15 protein-coding genes are annotated in these 15252 nt (G+C 60.9%); 1 reads left to right on the plus strand and 14 read right to left on the minus strand.

The window, feature by feature from the left end; all coding sequences use genetic code 11:
* Positions 1–55: 55 nt before the first annotated feature.
* The 11 genes from AC5RU9_RS01070 to AC5RU9_RS01120 all read right to left on the minus strand — a co-directional run bounded on the left by AC5RU9_RS01070 (position 56) and on the right by AC5RU9_RS01120 (position 9361).
* A complete protein-coding gene (locus AC5RU9_RS01070; protein ID WP_494015014.1) occupies positions 56–1471 on the minus strand; it encodes a peptidoglycan DD-metalloendopeptidase family protein in 1416 nt (471 codons plus the stop codon).
* A gap of 55 nt (positions 1472–1526) precedes the next feature.
* On the minus strand, positions 1527–2441 hold the full coding sequence (gene ftsX / locus AC5RU9_RS01075) for a permease-like cell division protein FtsX (RefSeq protein ID WP_494015015.1): 915 nt from the start codon (positions 2439–2441) through the stop codon (positions 1527–1529).
* The gene (gene ftsE / locus AC5RU9_RS01080) at positions 2438–3202 is read right to left on the minus strand and encodes a cell division ATP-binding protein FtsE (RefSeq protein WP_211711496.1); all 765 of its coding nucleotides are present in this window, start codon (positions 3200–3202) and stop codon (positions 2438–2440) included. The genes ftsX and ftsE overlap by 4 nt, the downstream gene beginning before the upstream one ends.
* Positions 3203–3448: 246 nt before the next feature.
* Positions 3449–4567, minus strand: a complete 1119-nt coding sequence (gene prfB / locus AC5RU9_RS01085; protein ID WP_211711495.1) for a peptide chain release factor 2 — start codon at positions 4565–4567, stop codon at positions 3449–3451.
* A 63-nt stretch (positions 4568–4630) separates the two neighbouring features.
* Positions 4631–5041, minus strand: coding sequence for a pilus assembly protein TadG-related protein (locus AC5RU9_RS01090; RefSeq protein ID WP_494015016.1), 411 nt, complete (start codon positions 5039–5041; stop codon positions 4631–4633).
* Positions 5042–5082: 41 nt separating this feature from the next.
* Positions 5083–5619: a hypothetical protein gene (locus tag AC5RU9_RS01095; RefSeq protein WP_494015017.1), complete on the minus strand. Its 537-nt coding sequence runs from the start codon at positions 5617–5619 to the stop codon at positions 5083–5085.
* A complete protein-coding gene (locus AC5RU9_RS01100) occupies positions 5600–6004 on the minus strand; it encodes a TadE family protein (protein ID WP_494015018.1) in 405 nt (134 codons plus the stop codon). The genes AC5RU9_RS01095 and AC5RU9_RS01100 overlap by 20 nt, the downstream gene beginning before the upstream one ends.
* A gap of 26 nt (positions 6005–6030) precedes the next feature.
* Positions 6031–6270, minus strand: a complete 240-nt coding sequence (locus AC5RU9_RS01105; protein WP_494015019.1) for a hypothetical protein — start codon at positions 6268–6270, stop codon at positions 6031–6033.
* Positions 6271–6348: 78 nt separating this feature from the next.
* The gene (locus tag AC5RU9_RS01110; RefSeq protein WP_494015020.1) at positions 6349–7290 is read right to left on the minus strand and encodes a type II secretion system F family protein; all 942 of its coding nucleotides are present in this window, start codon (positions 7288–7290) and stop codon (positions 6349–6351) included.
* Complete coding sequence (locus AC5RU9_RS01115; protein ID WP_494015021.1) at positions 7287–8138, minus strand: type II secretion system F family protein; 852 nt, start codon at positions 8136–8138, stop codon at positions 7287–7289. The genes AC5RU9_RS01110 and AC5RU9_RS01115 overlap by 4 nt, the downstream gene beginning before the upstream one ends.
* Positions 8138–9361, minus strand: coding sequence for a TadA family conjugal transfer-associated ATPase (locus AC5RU9_RS01120; protein ID WP_211711782.1), 1224 nt, complete (start codon positions 9359–9361; stop codon positions 8138–8140). Before AC5RU9_RS01120 ends, AC5RU9_RS01115 begins: the two co-directional genes overlap by 1 nt.
* Before the next feature lie 284 nt (positions 9362–9645).
* Here AC5RU9_RS01120 and AC5RU9_RS01125 point away from each other — a divergent pair, with 284 nt between their 5' ends.
* On the plus strand, positions 9646–12387 hold the full coding sequence (locus AC5RU9_RS01125) for a GH25 family lysozyme (RefSeq protein WP_494015022.1): 2742 nt from the start codon (positions 9646–9648) through the stop codon (positions 12385–12387).
* Positions 12388–12482: 95 nt separating this feature from the next.
* On the opposite strand, the gene AC5RU9_RS01130 is transcribed toward AC5RU9_RS01125, so the two are convergent.
* From AC5RU9_RS01130 to AC5RU9_RS01140, 3 genes are all read right to left on the minus strand, one after another.
* The gene (locus AC5RU9_RS01130) at positions 12483–13934 is read right to left on the minus strand and encodes a hypothetical protein (RefSeq protein ID WP_494015023.1); all 1452 of its coding nucleotides are present in this window, start codon (positions 13932–13934) and stop codon (positions 12483–12485) included.
* A 111-nt stretch (positions 13935–14045) separates the two neighbouring features.
* Positions 14046–14483 (minus strand): hypothetical protein, encoded by a 438-nt coding sequence (locus AC5RU9_RS01135; protein ID WP_494015024.1) that lies wholly within the window; start codon positions 14481–14483, stop codon positions 14046–14048.
* A gap of 185 nt (positions 14484–14668) precedes the next feature.
* Entirely contained in the window at positions 14669–15166 is a 498-nt protein-coding gene (locus AC5RU9_RS01140; RefSeq protein WP_494015025.1) for a hypothetical protein, read from the minus strand.
* Positions 15167–15252 lie beyond the last annotated feature (86 nt).

Below are 15252 nucleotides of genomic sequence, written 5' to 3' on the forward strand. Positions count from 1 at the left end.
CTTGATAGATGTGGATTTCAACTAGTGTACGCCAGCCCCGGCGGGCTCCAGCACCTTAGAGAAGGTTCATGGGATCCACTGCCGAACCATTCAGCCAGGTTTCGAAGTGGGCGTGGCAACCAGTGGAGTTACCGGTGCTTCCCGAGTAGGCAATGAGTTGCCCCGCTGAGACTTGCTGACCGTTGGCAACCACAATGCTGCTGTTGTGATAGTAAATGGTGGTCAGCGAGTTGCCCTGGACAACGCCGTGGGAAATCTTCACGCGCCAGCCGCCTCCGTCTGCTGAGTTCCAGCCGGAGTTGAAGACCTCGCCTGCCGCGGCCGCATAGACAGGGGTGCCGCACGCCGCACCGAAGTCGATACCGGTGTGCATGTAACCACCCGTGCCGTAGAAGTCGATGGTGCCCGGCGGCGTGGCCCGCCAACCGAAACCTGACGTGATGGGTACAGCGCTGGCGAAGGGGTGCCGCAAACCGAAGGCTGAGGGCGATCCCACTGCCGGCGGAACATATGGCTGCTCCGGGGGCGCCGGCTTGCCTTGTGCTGCCGCAGCCGCGGCCGCAGCGGCAGCAGCTTCCGCAGCAATCCGCCGCTGCTCCGCTTCCCACGCTTCCCGCAACTTGCGGTCCCGCTCCACGATTTCAGCCGCAACGCTGTCCTGCTCGGACTTCACCCGCGCAAGGTTGGCTTCAATCCCGGGCTTGGCCGCTTGCAGTTGACCATTCAGGCGGGTGGTGTCTTCGATCAGCTTGTCGACTTCGGCTTTCTTGCTCGCAGCCTCATCCCGCGCCGACTTTTCCCGCTCCAGCGCTGCATCTGCCTTTGCCTTCAGGTCCTGGATTTCCTCTTCGACTGCAACCAGCCGTGCCTGTGAGTTCACGTTGGTGGCGTTCTGTTGGGTCAGTTTGGTCATCGCAGCGTTTTGGCTGCGCATGGCCTGGTCAGCCAAATCCATGGACTCGGTCAGGCTTCCGGATTCACTGGACCCGAACAAAAGGGCAATGTTGGTCGGCACGCCGCCTGATTTGTACGCCTGTGACGCAATCTGCCCGATCAGCTTTTTGGTGTCAGTGATTTTCTGCTTATCACTTTCGAGCTGCTCGGTAATCTTCGCCTTGTTCTGCTGGGCAAGCTCAACCCTGGCAGCCAATGCTTCGACTTCCTTGACTGCGCTTGCAACCCGGCCCTGTGCTTCCAGCAGCGCCTGCTGGGCACCCGGGAGGCGGCCTTGGTAGATCACCAAGTCACCGGCAGCCTTCGCGATATTCGCATCAACGAACTCAAGGGAGGCCTGGACCCGGGCTGATTCCGCTTCGAGGGCAGCCTGCTGATCATCCAGGTTGTCGGCCTGCGCTGTCGGGGCACCCGACAGGAGGCTGACAGCCAGGCCCACGGCAAGGACAGCACCCAGAATCCGAGCTTGGCCGGACGCAAGTCGCCGACGCAGGGAGGCCGGGTCCAACGTGGTCATCAGGAGTCCTTTTCGCTTATCAGCACGGTTGTTCGGTGAAATGGCATGGTCACGGCTAAACCTTCAGGTATCGCCGCAAGGTCAATAGTGACGATATACCGGCCAGTCCAGCGCCCAGCGCAATGAGGACCGGCGCGATCACCAGGACCTGCGCTGAAGATATGAACGGCGTATTAAGGAATTGCCTGGACAGGTCGCCGTTGAGCCAGAAGTGAGCCATCAGCCACAAGGTGACCGATGCCAACACGGCTCCAACCACTGCGGCGATGACACCTTCGAGGATGAACGGCAGTTGGATCACCATCTTGGAGGCGCCGACGAGCCGCATGATGCCGGTTTCGCGGCGCCGGCTGAACGCTGAAAGGCGGATGGTGGTGGTAATCAGCAACACCGCGCAGAAAATCATCACCGCAGCCACCCCAATCGCAGCAACGGAGGCCCCGTTCATCCACGAGAAGATGCGTTCCAGAACCTGTCTTTGGTCACTGACTGTCTCAACACCCGGCTGGGAGGAGAACGTCTCGCTGATGATCTGGTACTTCTCAGGGTTCTTCATGTTGATGCGGAACGATGCCGGCAGCTGGTCTTCGGATACCGAGTCCACGATTGGCGAGTTGGAGAACTGTTCCTTGAAGTGAGTGTAGGCCTCGGCCTGTGATTCGAACTGGAAATCGTTGATGTACTGCTTTACGGCCGGCGACTCCAGCATGGCCTTCAGGTTGTCCTGCTGTTCCTGCGTGGCCGGACCGGAAGCGCAGCCAACCGCCGTCGAACCGTCGTTGCAGAGGAAGACAGCCACCTGGACTTTGTCGTACCAGTAGCCCTTCATCTGGTTGATTTGCATCTGCAACATTCCCGCAGCACCGACGAACGTCAGCGAAACAAAAGTCACCAATACTACAGAAATCACCATCGACAGGTTCCGGCGCAAGCCACTGCCGATTTCCCCGAGGATAAACAGGAGCCTCACAGCTGTGCCCCCTGAGCCCGGTCGAGTTCCTCGCCGCTGGCATCGCGCAAACGGCGCGACTCCCCCACCACAGGAATCATCGATGTGTACAGGGCCTTGGCTTCGTCGCGGATGACCTTACCGTTCTTAAGTTCCACCACGCGTCGGCGCATCTCATTGACGATGTCGTCGTCGTGGGTGGCCATAACCACCGTGGTGCCATTCTGGTTGATTTTGTCCAGGACGCCCATAATTCCCATCGAGGTGATGGGGTCCAGGTTTCCGGTCGGCTCGTCTGCCAGCAGGATGCCGGGACGATTCACGACGGCGCGGGCGATCGCCACGCGCTGCTGCTCACCGCCGGAGAGTTCGTGCGGCATCCGGCGTTCCTTGCCTTCCAAGCCCACCGTTTTCAGGACTTCGGGTACTGTCTCGCGGATGATCGAGCGGCTCTTGCCGATGACCTGCATCGCGAAGGCCACGTTGGCGAAGACATTCTTCTGGGGCAACAGTCGGAAATCCTGGAAGACCACGCCGATTCCGCGCCTCAGCTTAGGTACTCGCCAGCTCGAGATGTTGGCAACATTCTGGCCAGCAACGTACACGGAACCGGAAGAGGCTTTGTCTTCCTTCAGTATCAGCCGAAGGAAAGTGGACTTGCCTGAGCCTGAGGCGCCGACGAGAAAAGTGAATTCGCCGCGGTTGATCTCAAGGCTGACAGCGTCGAGTGCCGGTCGGGCATTCTGCTCGTAGACCTTGGTGACATTCTCAAATCTGATCATGGCCCTTTAGAACCCCGCCGGACATGACATAGTCGCCCAGTCCAACAGCCGGAGCGCGGGCTTTCGATGGGGGAAGTGAGAGCACCGGCCACTCGACTATACGCACGGGTAAGGAGCTAAACCGGACCTTTGGCGGGCGTGTCGCCGAATCCGGGCCGACTTCAGACAACCTTTGACAGGCTGCAGGATCGGCTGGTTACCGCGTTGGTGTGCTGGTTGCTGCGTTTCAGCTGGCTGCCGCGCTGCTTAGCTGGCAGCGGCGTTGCGGTTGCCCGTGCGCCACCGAATGCCGGCGTCGATGAAGTCGTCGATGTCGCCGTCCAGCACTGCCGACGTGTTGCCCACTTCATGTTCCGTTCGCAGATCCTTGACCATCTGGTAAGGATTCAGCACATAGGAGCGCATCTGGTCGCCCCAGGACGCTTTGACGTCACCGGCCAATGCCTTCTTCTCGGCGTCCTGTTGTTCCTTCTTAACCAACAAGAGCCGGGACTGCAGCACCCGCATGGCCGCTGCACGGTTTTGGAGCTGTGATTTTTCGTTCTGCATGGAGACGACAATTCCCGTGGGAAGGTGCGTCAACCGTACAGCGGAGTCGGTGGTGTTGACCGACTGGCCGCCAGGCCCCGAAGAGCGGAAGACATCCACCCGGATTTCGTTGTCCGGAATCTCGATGGAGTCCGTCTGTTCAATCAGGGGGATGACCTCTACGGCGGCAAAGGACGTCTGCCGCCGGCCCTGGTTATCGAAGGGACTGATGCGGACCAGGCGGTGGGTTCCCGCCTCCACGCTCAGTGTGCCAAACGCATACGGTGCCTTCACTTCGAAGGTGGCGGACTTCAGACCTGCCTCTTCGGCGTAGGAGGTGTCCATGACCGTGGTTGGGTAACCATGTCGCTCAGCCCAGCGCAGGTACATCCTCATCAGCATCTCAGCGAAATCGGCGGCATCAACGCCACCGGCCCCCGCCCTGATGGTGACAACGGCCTCCCGCTCGTCGTATTCACCCGAGAGCAGGGTAACGACTTCGAGTTCCTCCAACGCCTTGCGGATGGAAGCCAGCTCCTTCGCGGCTTCGGCCATGGAGGCTTCGTCGCCCTCGTCCTGGCCCAACTCCACAAGCACTTCGAGGTCCTCTATACGGGATGCAAGCTTCGACAGGCGCTCAACTTCCGACTGCCGATGGGACAACCGGGACGTGATCACCTGGGCTGCTGCGGGGTCGTCCCAAAGGTCCGGCGCACCGGCTTGCTCGCTCAGTTCAGCGATCTCAGCTTTGAGCGCATCAACATCAGTGACGTTCTCGATGGAGCTGTAAGTTGCGCGAAGGGCGCGGATTTCTGCGGGAAAATCAATGTCAGCCATGGTTATCCCAGCGTACGCTATTCACCGGACTCCCCTGCCGGGGCGACTCCTCGGGCCGGACCATCACTGCGTTAACCTCGACCTGGCAGTGGACTTTGCCTCCACCGCAATACCGTCGGGAAGCAAGAAGCTGATCACCGGCGGATGGGCGATGGAGGTCAGCACCACAACTGCAGTATCCCCCGGCCCTCGGCCTGTTTCAGCCTCCACAGTCAAATGGTCATGGCTCTCGAAAGCATGGCTTTTGGCCAGGTAGGAGCCTGCCGCCGCAAGCACCCTGTTGTCCGCCAAGGCGGTCGACGGCGAACTTCCTTCGCCTATCTCCCCCGCCACATATGAATCGGCGGCCGCGAGCGCTGCTCCGTCTGCCAGTGACAGCAGCTTCTTGTGTTCCAGGTACACCGCTGACGCGGCCATCACCGCTGTTGCCAAGAGGAGGGACAACGCCACGAAGCCGACGATAAGAACCGTCATCTGGCCGTCCTCGGACGTGTTCCTGCCCTTTCTGCAAGCCCTCACCGGTATCGCCCCACAACCTGGGTCGCCGTTGCACTCACCCTGCCCGCGGTCAGATGGCCGGAGTCCGCAAACGGCATCATGGGCAGGGGAACATCCAAGCGCACGACAACGGAAACCGTGGCGCCCGCCGACGAGCAATCCGATCGGTCGCATGAGATTTCAAGGCTGGCCCGGTCCGGAGCGTAGCCATAGTCCTTCAGGGCGATGAGGACACTTTGCTCCGCCGCCGTTTGCGCCTCCGCCGGATCGGGCTGGGCGACGAAGACCTTCGCGGCTTGGTCTGCCGCCCCAACCACAGCGAAGGAACCACCCTGCAGTTGGCCGACTGTGACCACGAAATAGACCACCGGAACCATTAAAAGGAGGGCCAGGAACGTGAATTCGACCACCGCACTTCCTTCCTGCGCCCCGCGGGGAATCGCACTCGGTGCGCGATCGGCCTCGGTTGCCGTTCTCAGGCATAGGGCGTCAGCGAGCCTTTCCCGCATGGCCTTCCACAGTGCCCCCAAGACGTCAGCCCGGGAGTACCGCATGGCCTTTCACCTCCAGCAGTCCGACGGGCCCGATCAATCCGACCAGCGGAAAAGGTGCCCTGACGGTGACCTCCAAGGTGCGGATGCCGTCAATAGTTGCTTCGGCCGAAGAAACCTCCCTCGGGAAGTCAGCATCAAGGGCAGAACCAATCAGTTCAGATGCACGTACTGTGGCGTCGGCAGGTGTCCTGTCCGCCAAGGAGCCGTAGCGCGCGCCTGAGGCCGCAGCATCGATGAGCGTATTACGAATGTGCAGGACCAAGGTGAACTGGATGATCGACAGGAAGAACAGGGTCAGCAAAGTCCCGACCAGCACGAAGTCGACCACCGCGGATCCCCGCTCTTCGGCAGTTGCCAAGGCCACTGACCGGCTACGGATATTCAAGGTACGGGCCCTTCCCCCACCCGGCCCTATTTGGCAACCTGGTGGATGGCCTGGTTGAAGAGGTCATTCAAAGCCGGTGCCGCGAGCGCCAGCAGCCCCGCGACCAGGACAGCTGACATCAAGGTGATCATCACCCAACCAGGCACGTCTCCGCGTTCATGGTCTTCGGCCGCCGTCGTTGTGCGCCCTACCGAGGCCGTGAGCCAGGAGCCGAAGCCTATGATCAGGACCAGTACCGCTGTGGTGCTTTGCGCTATTTTCTTCATGATTTCCCCACTATGTGTCGAGCTGGTGTTCAAGCAGCTTGTTGGTGAACAGGATGATGAGTTGGAGTTGGCCTGGTTCTAGAGGCTGATGTCCAGGGCAGCTATGGCCGGGAAGGCCGCGAAAACGACTGTGAGTGGAAGGACGCCAAAGACGAGCGGGACCATCATGGCGATCTCTTTTCGGCCCGCTGACTCCATAAGGTCCCTCTTTGCGGCGTCACGGACATCAGCGGCCTGCGCCCTGAGAACGGCAGCCAGCGGAGTCCCGCGTTCCACAGCAACCACCAGACCGTCAAAAAACCTGACCAAAGGTGGGAGCTCCGCCCTTGAGGAAAATCCCTGGAGAGCCTCTGGCAGCGGCTTCCCGGAGCGCGCGTCCGCGATGACTATGGCGAATTCGGCGGAAAGCTCGCCGCTGGAGCTACGGGTCACCCTATCCATCGCGCCCATGGCGCTCTCACCGGCAGCAACAGCCAAGGCCATGAGCTCGGCAAGGCTGGGAAATTCGGACAGCATCTTGGCCTCACGACGCTTGATGCGTTGACCAAGGACATAGTCACGGAGCAAATATCCCGCCATTGAACTTCCGATGACCGCGACCACCAGGAGTGCCGGACTGAACTGTCCCGCCGCTGCCCGGACAGCGACCACCAGCACGGCGAGCACGAAGCCGGCACCGGCCCACAGCAACTGCTCCGCCCGGTAATCGAGCGTTGTTTTGGGCGAACCGGCCCGCGCCAGCCGCTTGGCCAAAGCGGCAGAACCGACGTTGAACCGGGAAAGGTAGGTCATTGCATCACGAATCACGGGACGGAGTATTCGTTCCAGTGGCCCGAACGGCGTCAGGTTCTGCGTGGGAGGGCGCAGCAGGCGCGATTCGAGGTTCCTGGACTTCAGCTGCGGTTCGATACGTTCCGCCAAAGTTATGCCGCGCAGGAAAGGCAGGCGAACAATCGTCAGCCACAGTCCTGCCCCAAGCACGAGTCCGCACAGGACCGCGAGCGCCGTCACCGAACTCATCGGAGGATCCGTTCGTCCTCAGGCAACGCGCCAATCCGAAGCATGACTGCGTAGCAGAACACGGAGACCAACAAGCCCTCCAGCAAAACCATCGCGCCAAGAGTCGAGCTGTAGGCCAGCATCGCCTCCGGCCGGCTGGCCATCACCACCAGGACGATCCATGGAGCGGCCACGGCCAGGCGGGCGGCGTTGATCGTCCAGGACTGCCGGGCCTCAAGCTCGCTGCGGGTGCGGGCACTGTCCCGCAGGAACTCCGCGAGGGTGCCAAGCATGCGGCCAAGGTCGGATCCACCCACCTCCCGGGTCATCCGAAGTGCTTCGACGATGCGGTCGGCCACAGGATCAGCCAGTCGCTCTTTTAGCCTGCTCAACGCAGCATCGAATTGCCCACCCGACCTGTAGTCCGCCCCGAAGTCGAGGAACAGCGAGCGCAATTCATCCGGCCCGTTGTGTCCCAGTTGAATCAGCGCCTCCGGCAATGCCAGGCCTGCCCGGATGGCGGAGCGCAAATGGTCCACGACATCCGGCCAAAGGACGCGGAGTGCCGCGCGGCGCTTCTTCGCCCTCCAGCGAACCACGGCGAATGGCACCCAGGAACCGAAGATCGCGAAGCACACAGCGATGGGAAGTGACGCTGTCACCACGAAGAAGACAAGGAGGGCCAGAAGCCCAAATCCTGCGCAGGTCGCAAGAAGCCCTCGAGCCGTCACCTTTTCTATCCCCGCCGATACCAGCAGCACGTCCAATCGCCGTGGTCTGGCCTTCTTCTTTTCTGCGGGCTGCTCCCACGTGGACCACCACACAAGAAATACGCCGAGGCCGCAGAGACTCCCCAGAAGCGGGGCCATCAGTTCAGCTCCAGGAGCGCGGCAACATCAAAGCCTGACCGGGCAAATTTTTCGACCGCGGGCATGGAGTTGGCTTTAGGCTGCAACTGGCCGCCCACGATGCCGAACACTGGCGAGGACTCGATGATCCCGTTTTCCACCCGGCGGCCCAGGGAGAGCACCTCGGTTACTTGCCTGCGCCCGGTGGAGTGGCGACCGCAGTGCACCACAAGGTCTATGCATGAAGCGACCGTGGGTACAACGAAGGCACTGGAGATGTTAGCCCCTGCCAGCAGCGGCAAGGTACAGATCTTGGTTACGGCGTCATGCGCTGAGTTGGCGTGGACAGTACACATACCGGGGAGCCCGGAGTTAAGCGCGATCAGCATATCCAGGCTTTCGGCTTCACGGACTTCGCCGACGATCAACCGGTCGGGCCGCATACGCAGCGCTTCCTTGACCAGCCGACGCAAGGGGATTTCACCCTCGCCTTCCAGGTTGGGTTGCCTGCACTGCAGGCCCACCACATCGCGGAGCGGGAGTTGAAGCTCGAAGATTTCCTCGACCGTTATCACTCGTTCTCGAGAGCCCACGTTTGCCGCCAGGCAGTTCAGCATGGTGGTCTTCCCCGCCTGGGTGGCCCCTGACACCAGAATGTTGAGGCCGCTGGCCACGGCAGCGCCCAGGAACCTGGCAGCCTGGGGTGTCAGGCTTCCCAGCTCCACGAGGTGCTCCAGGCGGCTTGCCCTGGCAATGAATTTCCGGATATTGACTGCCCAGTGCTTCCGGGTGATGTCGGGGATGGCTACATGCAGCCTTGATCCGTCCGGCAGCGCAGCATCCACGAACGGTGATGACAGGTCCAGCCGCCGCCCCGAGCTTTTAAGCATCCTTTCGACGAGGTCGCGGACCTGCTGCTCAGTCAGGCTTATGGCAGTCAGTTCAGATTCCCCGTTACGGGCCACATAGATTTCATGTGGGGCATTGATCCAGACCTCCTCGATGGAGGGGTCATCCAGGAGTGGCTGCAGGGGACCGAAACCTGCGACCGCATCAAAGACGTGGCGGCGGGCTGTCTCGAGATGTCCCAGAGGCGGAAGTGGTCCGAGGAGCGCCCGCTCGTCGTAGTCGCTGACCGCGGCCTCCACGAGGCGCCTCACATCCGCGGTTTGTTCCAAGGGATCCAATCCCCTGCGACGGATGAGTTCGCGTACCTCGCCCTCGACGATTTTTACAGCGTCCACATCTCCCCCAATGATTCCCGGATTGGTCAAACGAGAGGCGTATCTCGAGTGACTCACGCTAGGCGAGCGCCAAGACGCCCTCAAGTCACTCAGGGGCACATGTGGATAAGTAGAAATCACGAGTCACTGCAGTAACCTCAACCCCACTAGTCACTCCAGTTCCGGAATGTTAGGGTAAGGCCGTTAGGAGCTGGCCTTTGGTCCCATGCGCAGGCGCCCGCCCCGGAGCTTGTCCGCAAGCCACACACTGCGCCGCTGAGCCGCGGCACAGGGCCGGAATGAAAATGACAAGATCTTCCCTTGAGGCGCCCCGACGGTTGACGTGGACGCACGCAGGCGTTGCCCTCGCGGTTGCCCTCGTAGCAGGCAGTTGCCTCGGAGCTCCCGCGCAAGCTGTGGCAAGGGGACCCCAGCCGGCTCCGTCGGCCACATCGCAGCCGGCGCCCCCGCAGGGCCCACAGCCCGCTCCGACGGGCACCGGCCCTGCCCAGCCCGAAAAGGACTCCAAACCGGGCATTCCCCCGACCGCACCCGCAGAACCCGAGCCGGGAACCGCCGTCGGACCTTCTCCGGCACTACCACCGCAGTCGGCCGCTGAATCGATGGGTAAGGCCGCGGCCCAGCCGTCCAGCACCACGGCACCGCCCGGCACGAGGCAGGACGCCGCGGCCTTGAACGCCGCCATGAAGGAAGCTATCCCATATGGGGGTGCTGAGATGGGACAGCGCTCTCCGCGAGTATTGGCGGCAACCGCGGATCACGCAACTCCCGCAGCCCGGGACGCGCAGACTTATGGGGACGAGACGGCCCAGCCCCAGGCAGCAGACACCGGCCACTGGCGCCCCTCCATTGGCATTGCAGGTCAGGATGTCAGCGCCTACCAAGGTAACGTCAACTGGCAGAGCCAATGGAACCAGGGCTCAAGGTGGGCTTACGTTAAGGCCACTGAAGGTAACTACTACCTCAACGAGAACTACGCCCAGCAGTACAACGGCTCACGCAACGTAGGCATGGTGCGCGGGGCCTACCATTTCGCCATCCCCAACTGGTCCTCAGGCGCTGACCAGGCCAGGTACTTCGTAGCGAATGGCGGCGGTTGGACTGCGGACGGCTACACCCTCCCCCCTGTCCTCGACATCGAGTACAACCCCTACGCCGGACGCACCATCAACGGGTTCTACTTCGGCAACACCTGCTACGACATGTCCAAGGCCCAGCTTGGGCAATGGGCGGCCGATTTCGGCAACACCGTCAAAGCCTTAACCGGACGTTTCCCGGTCATATACAGCACCACGGACTGGTGGAACACCTGTGTAGGAAACTCCACCTTCGGCAGCTACCCCCTGTGGATTGCCTCGTACTGGAACAACCCCACCAACACGCCTGGAACCTTGCCTCTGAGCTGGGATAGCTACTCCATGTGGCAGTACAGCAGCACCGGGCCGTTCGAGGGTGATTCCAACATCTTTAACGGCAGCTATGACCAGCTCAGGACATTTGCGCGCGGGGTTTCTTCCCCGTCCAATCCTTCCATCGCATCAGGAGCCGACATCCTCGCTACCAGCCCGGGAGGAGGATTGGACGCGTTCCCGGCCAGTGGAACCGGCCGCATCACCGGACCTGTAGCGATTGGCTCGGGATGGTCCGGGGCTTCGGCACTCTATGTGGTGGACTGGAACCAGGACGGCGTCCAAGACATCCTCTCGCAATGGTCAGATGGCACTCTGAAGGTTTTCAGGGGCGCTCCGGGAGGCGGTTTCTACGCTCCCATCCAAGTAGGCTCCGGGTGGCAGGAAATGTCGCTGACTGTTGGGTGGTGGAATCTCACTGACGGATACCCCGGGGTCGTAGGCCAGGACTATAAGGGCAACCTGTACCGCTACCCGAACAACGGAGGAGGCGGGCTCGGAAACGGTGTCCTCATCGGGACGGGTTTCAGTGGCCACCAGCTCAACCAGATTGACTTCGACGGTGACGGCAGCCAGGACATGGTCACCCGCACTGAGGATGGAACCCTCAGGATGTTCAGATCCAACGGCGTGGGCAGCTTCCTTAGCGAACCAAGCACCGTGATCGGGTCAGGCTGGGGTGGAATGACTGCAGTCAGTTCCGCGACGAACTTCTCCGGAGCTGACTCGCAAGGGCTGCATGCTCGCGCCTCCAACGGCGACCTCTACTACTACCCTGCAGGATCCGGGACGTGGGGAACCCGGAGCCTCATCGGCTTAGGTTGGAACGATGCGACCCTGATCAGCGGAATGGCTGTGGATGTGGATTCCACCTTGGGAATCGATCAGGAGGACGTCCTGGCAGTCCGGCCAGATGCCAACCTCTATCGGTATCCCGGCACCGGCACTACGGCACTGTTGCCGGAAGACTTGATCGGATCAGGTTGGGCCGGTCTCACGGCAGGTTTCGTTGCCGACTGGAACGGCGACGGCGCCTTGGACATCGTTGCGCAATGGTCCGACGGAAGATTGAACGTCTACCCGGGCAAGAGCGGCAAGGGATTCGGGGCCCCCATTTCCCTGGGAAGCAACTGGAAGGGCTGGACGCTGAGCGTCGGCACCTGGAAGAAGTCCGACGCCCACCCCGGAATCGTAGGCTACGACTCAAACGGCCGCCTTTACTATTTCAACAACCCCACCGGGAAGACAGTCTCCACCGGAGTTGCCATCGGGACGGGCTGGACCGGTCTGGATATTGTTCAAATGGACTTCGACAAGGACTCCAACGCCGACCTGCTGGCTAAAACCAGCACCGGGGACCTGAAACTGTACCGTTCAAACGGCAGCGGAAATTTCGTGCCCGAACCCGCCTCCTTGGTTGGAACGGGCTGGAACATCATTTCCAGTTTCGATGCCGTCAGTGGCTTCGCTGGCTCCGGTTCCAGCGGAATTATTGCCCGGACCACCATCGGGGAACTCAGGTACTACCCTGTGGGACCGAAGAAATCCTGGGGAACTGCAACCCAGATTGGATCAGGCTGGAACGGCCTGACAATATTGGCTCCGGCAGCGAAATAACCTCACTCGAAACCCCTCTCCGGCACCGTCAACGGAACGGTGCCGGAGGCGGAACTCACGCCTGCAGGCTGAAGACTCCGAGGCAGTTGGCGCACTTAGGCAAGCAGTGAATTCATGGCATTTATCAAGGTTGTCTCCACGCCGTTGGTACCGGCCTTGAAGTGAGCCAAGTGTCCATAGACAGTCATTGACCCCCCTGCAATTCCCGGGAAGTCAGGTTCCCAACCTCCTTCATAACTTCCGAGGGGCATGGATGGCGGGAAAAACTCGTTGCTGGGAATATAGCAGCACGACTCGTTGGCATATCCCCCAACGATGATCCCGTTGGTACCTCCGTTGCGGTTCCGGAAATACGCGGCATATCCACTGACGAGCTCTCCGCCGACCATGGCGATCTTCAACTGTGGGCTGCCGTTGAACTTCCACACCTGGAAGGGCGACGGCACAGCCGTTTCAAAACTGTTGCTGTCGATTCGTCCGATCATGACCTGTGCATGGCGCTGATACCACTGCGGTTGGCCATTGGGATTTCCGAGTCGGGCCACGTAGGCAGCGCGCACTGCAGCCAGATTGGCCGCCGTCGGAGTGATGTCCAGCGGCAGTTGGACTTCCTGGTACCGGGTCACTAGTGGCCCGCTGAGGGCACGGCCTGCGGACTGCATATTCGAGTTCACAGTAGCCCCGAGGGCATCCCCGTGCTGGTCCCTGAGTTCCCAGCTCCGCACGCCGCCCGGGTCCTGGTCCCCAGCAGGGCCCTGGATGAACATCGCAAAGCAATCTGGATTGCGATTCTCGATATAGTTGCAGGCGCCTGCAGCGAAATCCCCATCAAAGAGCGTACGCAGGCCTGCGCTGATCGGGTGGCAGCCGTAACTGAAAATGACAGCAGCCGGCGTGCCATTTCCGCGTCGGGCAACAAGAATGGGCACTGCCGTCTCGGTGTAGGGAAGGCCCACTCTGTTCGCAGAAAAATTCTGCGTCGACACTTTGTAGTCAAAGGTCACGGATGTTTCGTTCGCATCCAGGGCCTCTTGGGCGAGGTTGACAATCGTGTCCTCAAGGTCCGCACTGTAGGAACGCACAAGACCGAGATCTGCCAGACCATAAGCCATGAAGGGATGAAGGGTGTCTATCAGCGCCGGGCCATTGTGCGTATGCGTAGCCTGGATCAGAATGTCGCTGCTCGCCCAGCCCGCGAGACCGAGGATCCTGTCCCGGATGCGCTGGTGCATGGAACGCGGCAACGCCAGAACATCCAAGCTGATGATGATGTGGGGACTTGCGTCCTCCCAGATCAGGATGGCGCGGGCGTACAGAGGCTCAAAGGGCGAACTGCTCGTGGCCTCGCGACCACCATCTGTTGAACCATACCCGGCCATGTACGGATTGGTGCTCAGAGACGGCGTTATATCAGCGCTTGCAGTTCCAATTCGAAACGCCATAAAGATCACTCCCTTGATTGTGCGCAACGGGTGATCTTCGTTTGCCCCCAAACAAAGTCCGTTTCCCGATAACGATGAACAGCCAATACGTGAGACCACCTTCATTAGACCATGTGGTCACACAGTTCAGTACGGTTGAATGAGACGAATCCGCCCCCTGGAATTGCGGTCAATATAAATCGCCGCACCATGCATATTCGCGCATGTGGCTACCAGCTAACCTGCCACCGAAGTCTTGAGCCAGCGTGTAAGCAGGGCCGCCTGCGGAGCTAACGGCGCCAGAGTCAAAGCGCCCTTCACTACCGGGACTCCGTATGCCGCAAGGGACGCCGCGAGATTGCGTGGATCCGTGCGGGTACAGGCCCTGACGATGCGGAGGCATAGCTCTGAAACCTGCCCTGCTGGAGCGCCGGCGGCCACGGCAGCGTTGACTGCAGCCGTCTCCTCGGGGGTCAGCACCAAGGGTTCACTACCGACATACGTCACTTGGCAGTCCGTGATGTGCATGTATCTCGTCGACGCCCACACTTCTTCAAGACTCGAGAACTTGCCGATGAGGCTGCCGTCGGCAGCCGTGCAAGTGAATTGGTATCGAACCTTGGGCTCCGGCCGCTCAACGGCGACTTTGTTGTCCTTTGTGACAACCTGGGCCACATCGAGAGCGGAAGGTTGGGACGTATTTACTTTGATTCCTGAGCAACCGGCCAAGGCAAAAGTTGCCACACCGAGCTGAAGAACACTGCGCCTGCGCATGTCCACCGAGGGATCCCCACTTCATTCGGATGCTCCCCAGCTCCGCATGCATTGGTTATTCGCCCCAAGCCGTTTCCGGCTGCGTCTTAGTACATCTTCCCCCAAATTCCGCATTTGTCACTAGTAAAGTTCTGACCTTCCTCAAGAACCACCTGTTTGCCCGCTTCCGCCAGCCCGCCACGGGCGACCACCGAACCATCCGGTCCGGTGACTGTCCACGCGCATTCGTCGGCATTACCGCTTGGCTTCAGCAACTGGACAGCGCCCCCCACCACGCTGTCGCCCACGGCGTGAGTGCCGTCTCCAAACCTCTCGCCCCGCGCCCAAGCTGCGATGATCTTCCCTTGCGGGCCTTTGGGGCAGTATGCCGCGGAGGCAAGCAACGTCCCACGGCTTGCCCCATCGAAACCTCCCGGACCAGCCTCCTCGCTGATCCGGGCGCACAGGCGGAGGACGTCCAACAAGGTATCGAGACCGTTGCCAGAGCTCTCGCCCTGCGTTGACGCTGATGAAATCGCTTCAGATTCCCGGGGCGTCGGTTCGAAGGGTTCGGACCCCGCATAAGTGACCTCGCATGAGGCCATACGCGTGTAGTTGCTGGCGGCCCATACTTCAGCGAGACTCGATAGCTGAACCTCAGGGGACGCATCAAGGCTTGAGCAGAGGAACG

It is taken from the genome of Arthrobacter sp. B0316-5-4 (genome assembly GCF_059090325.1).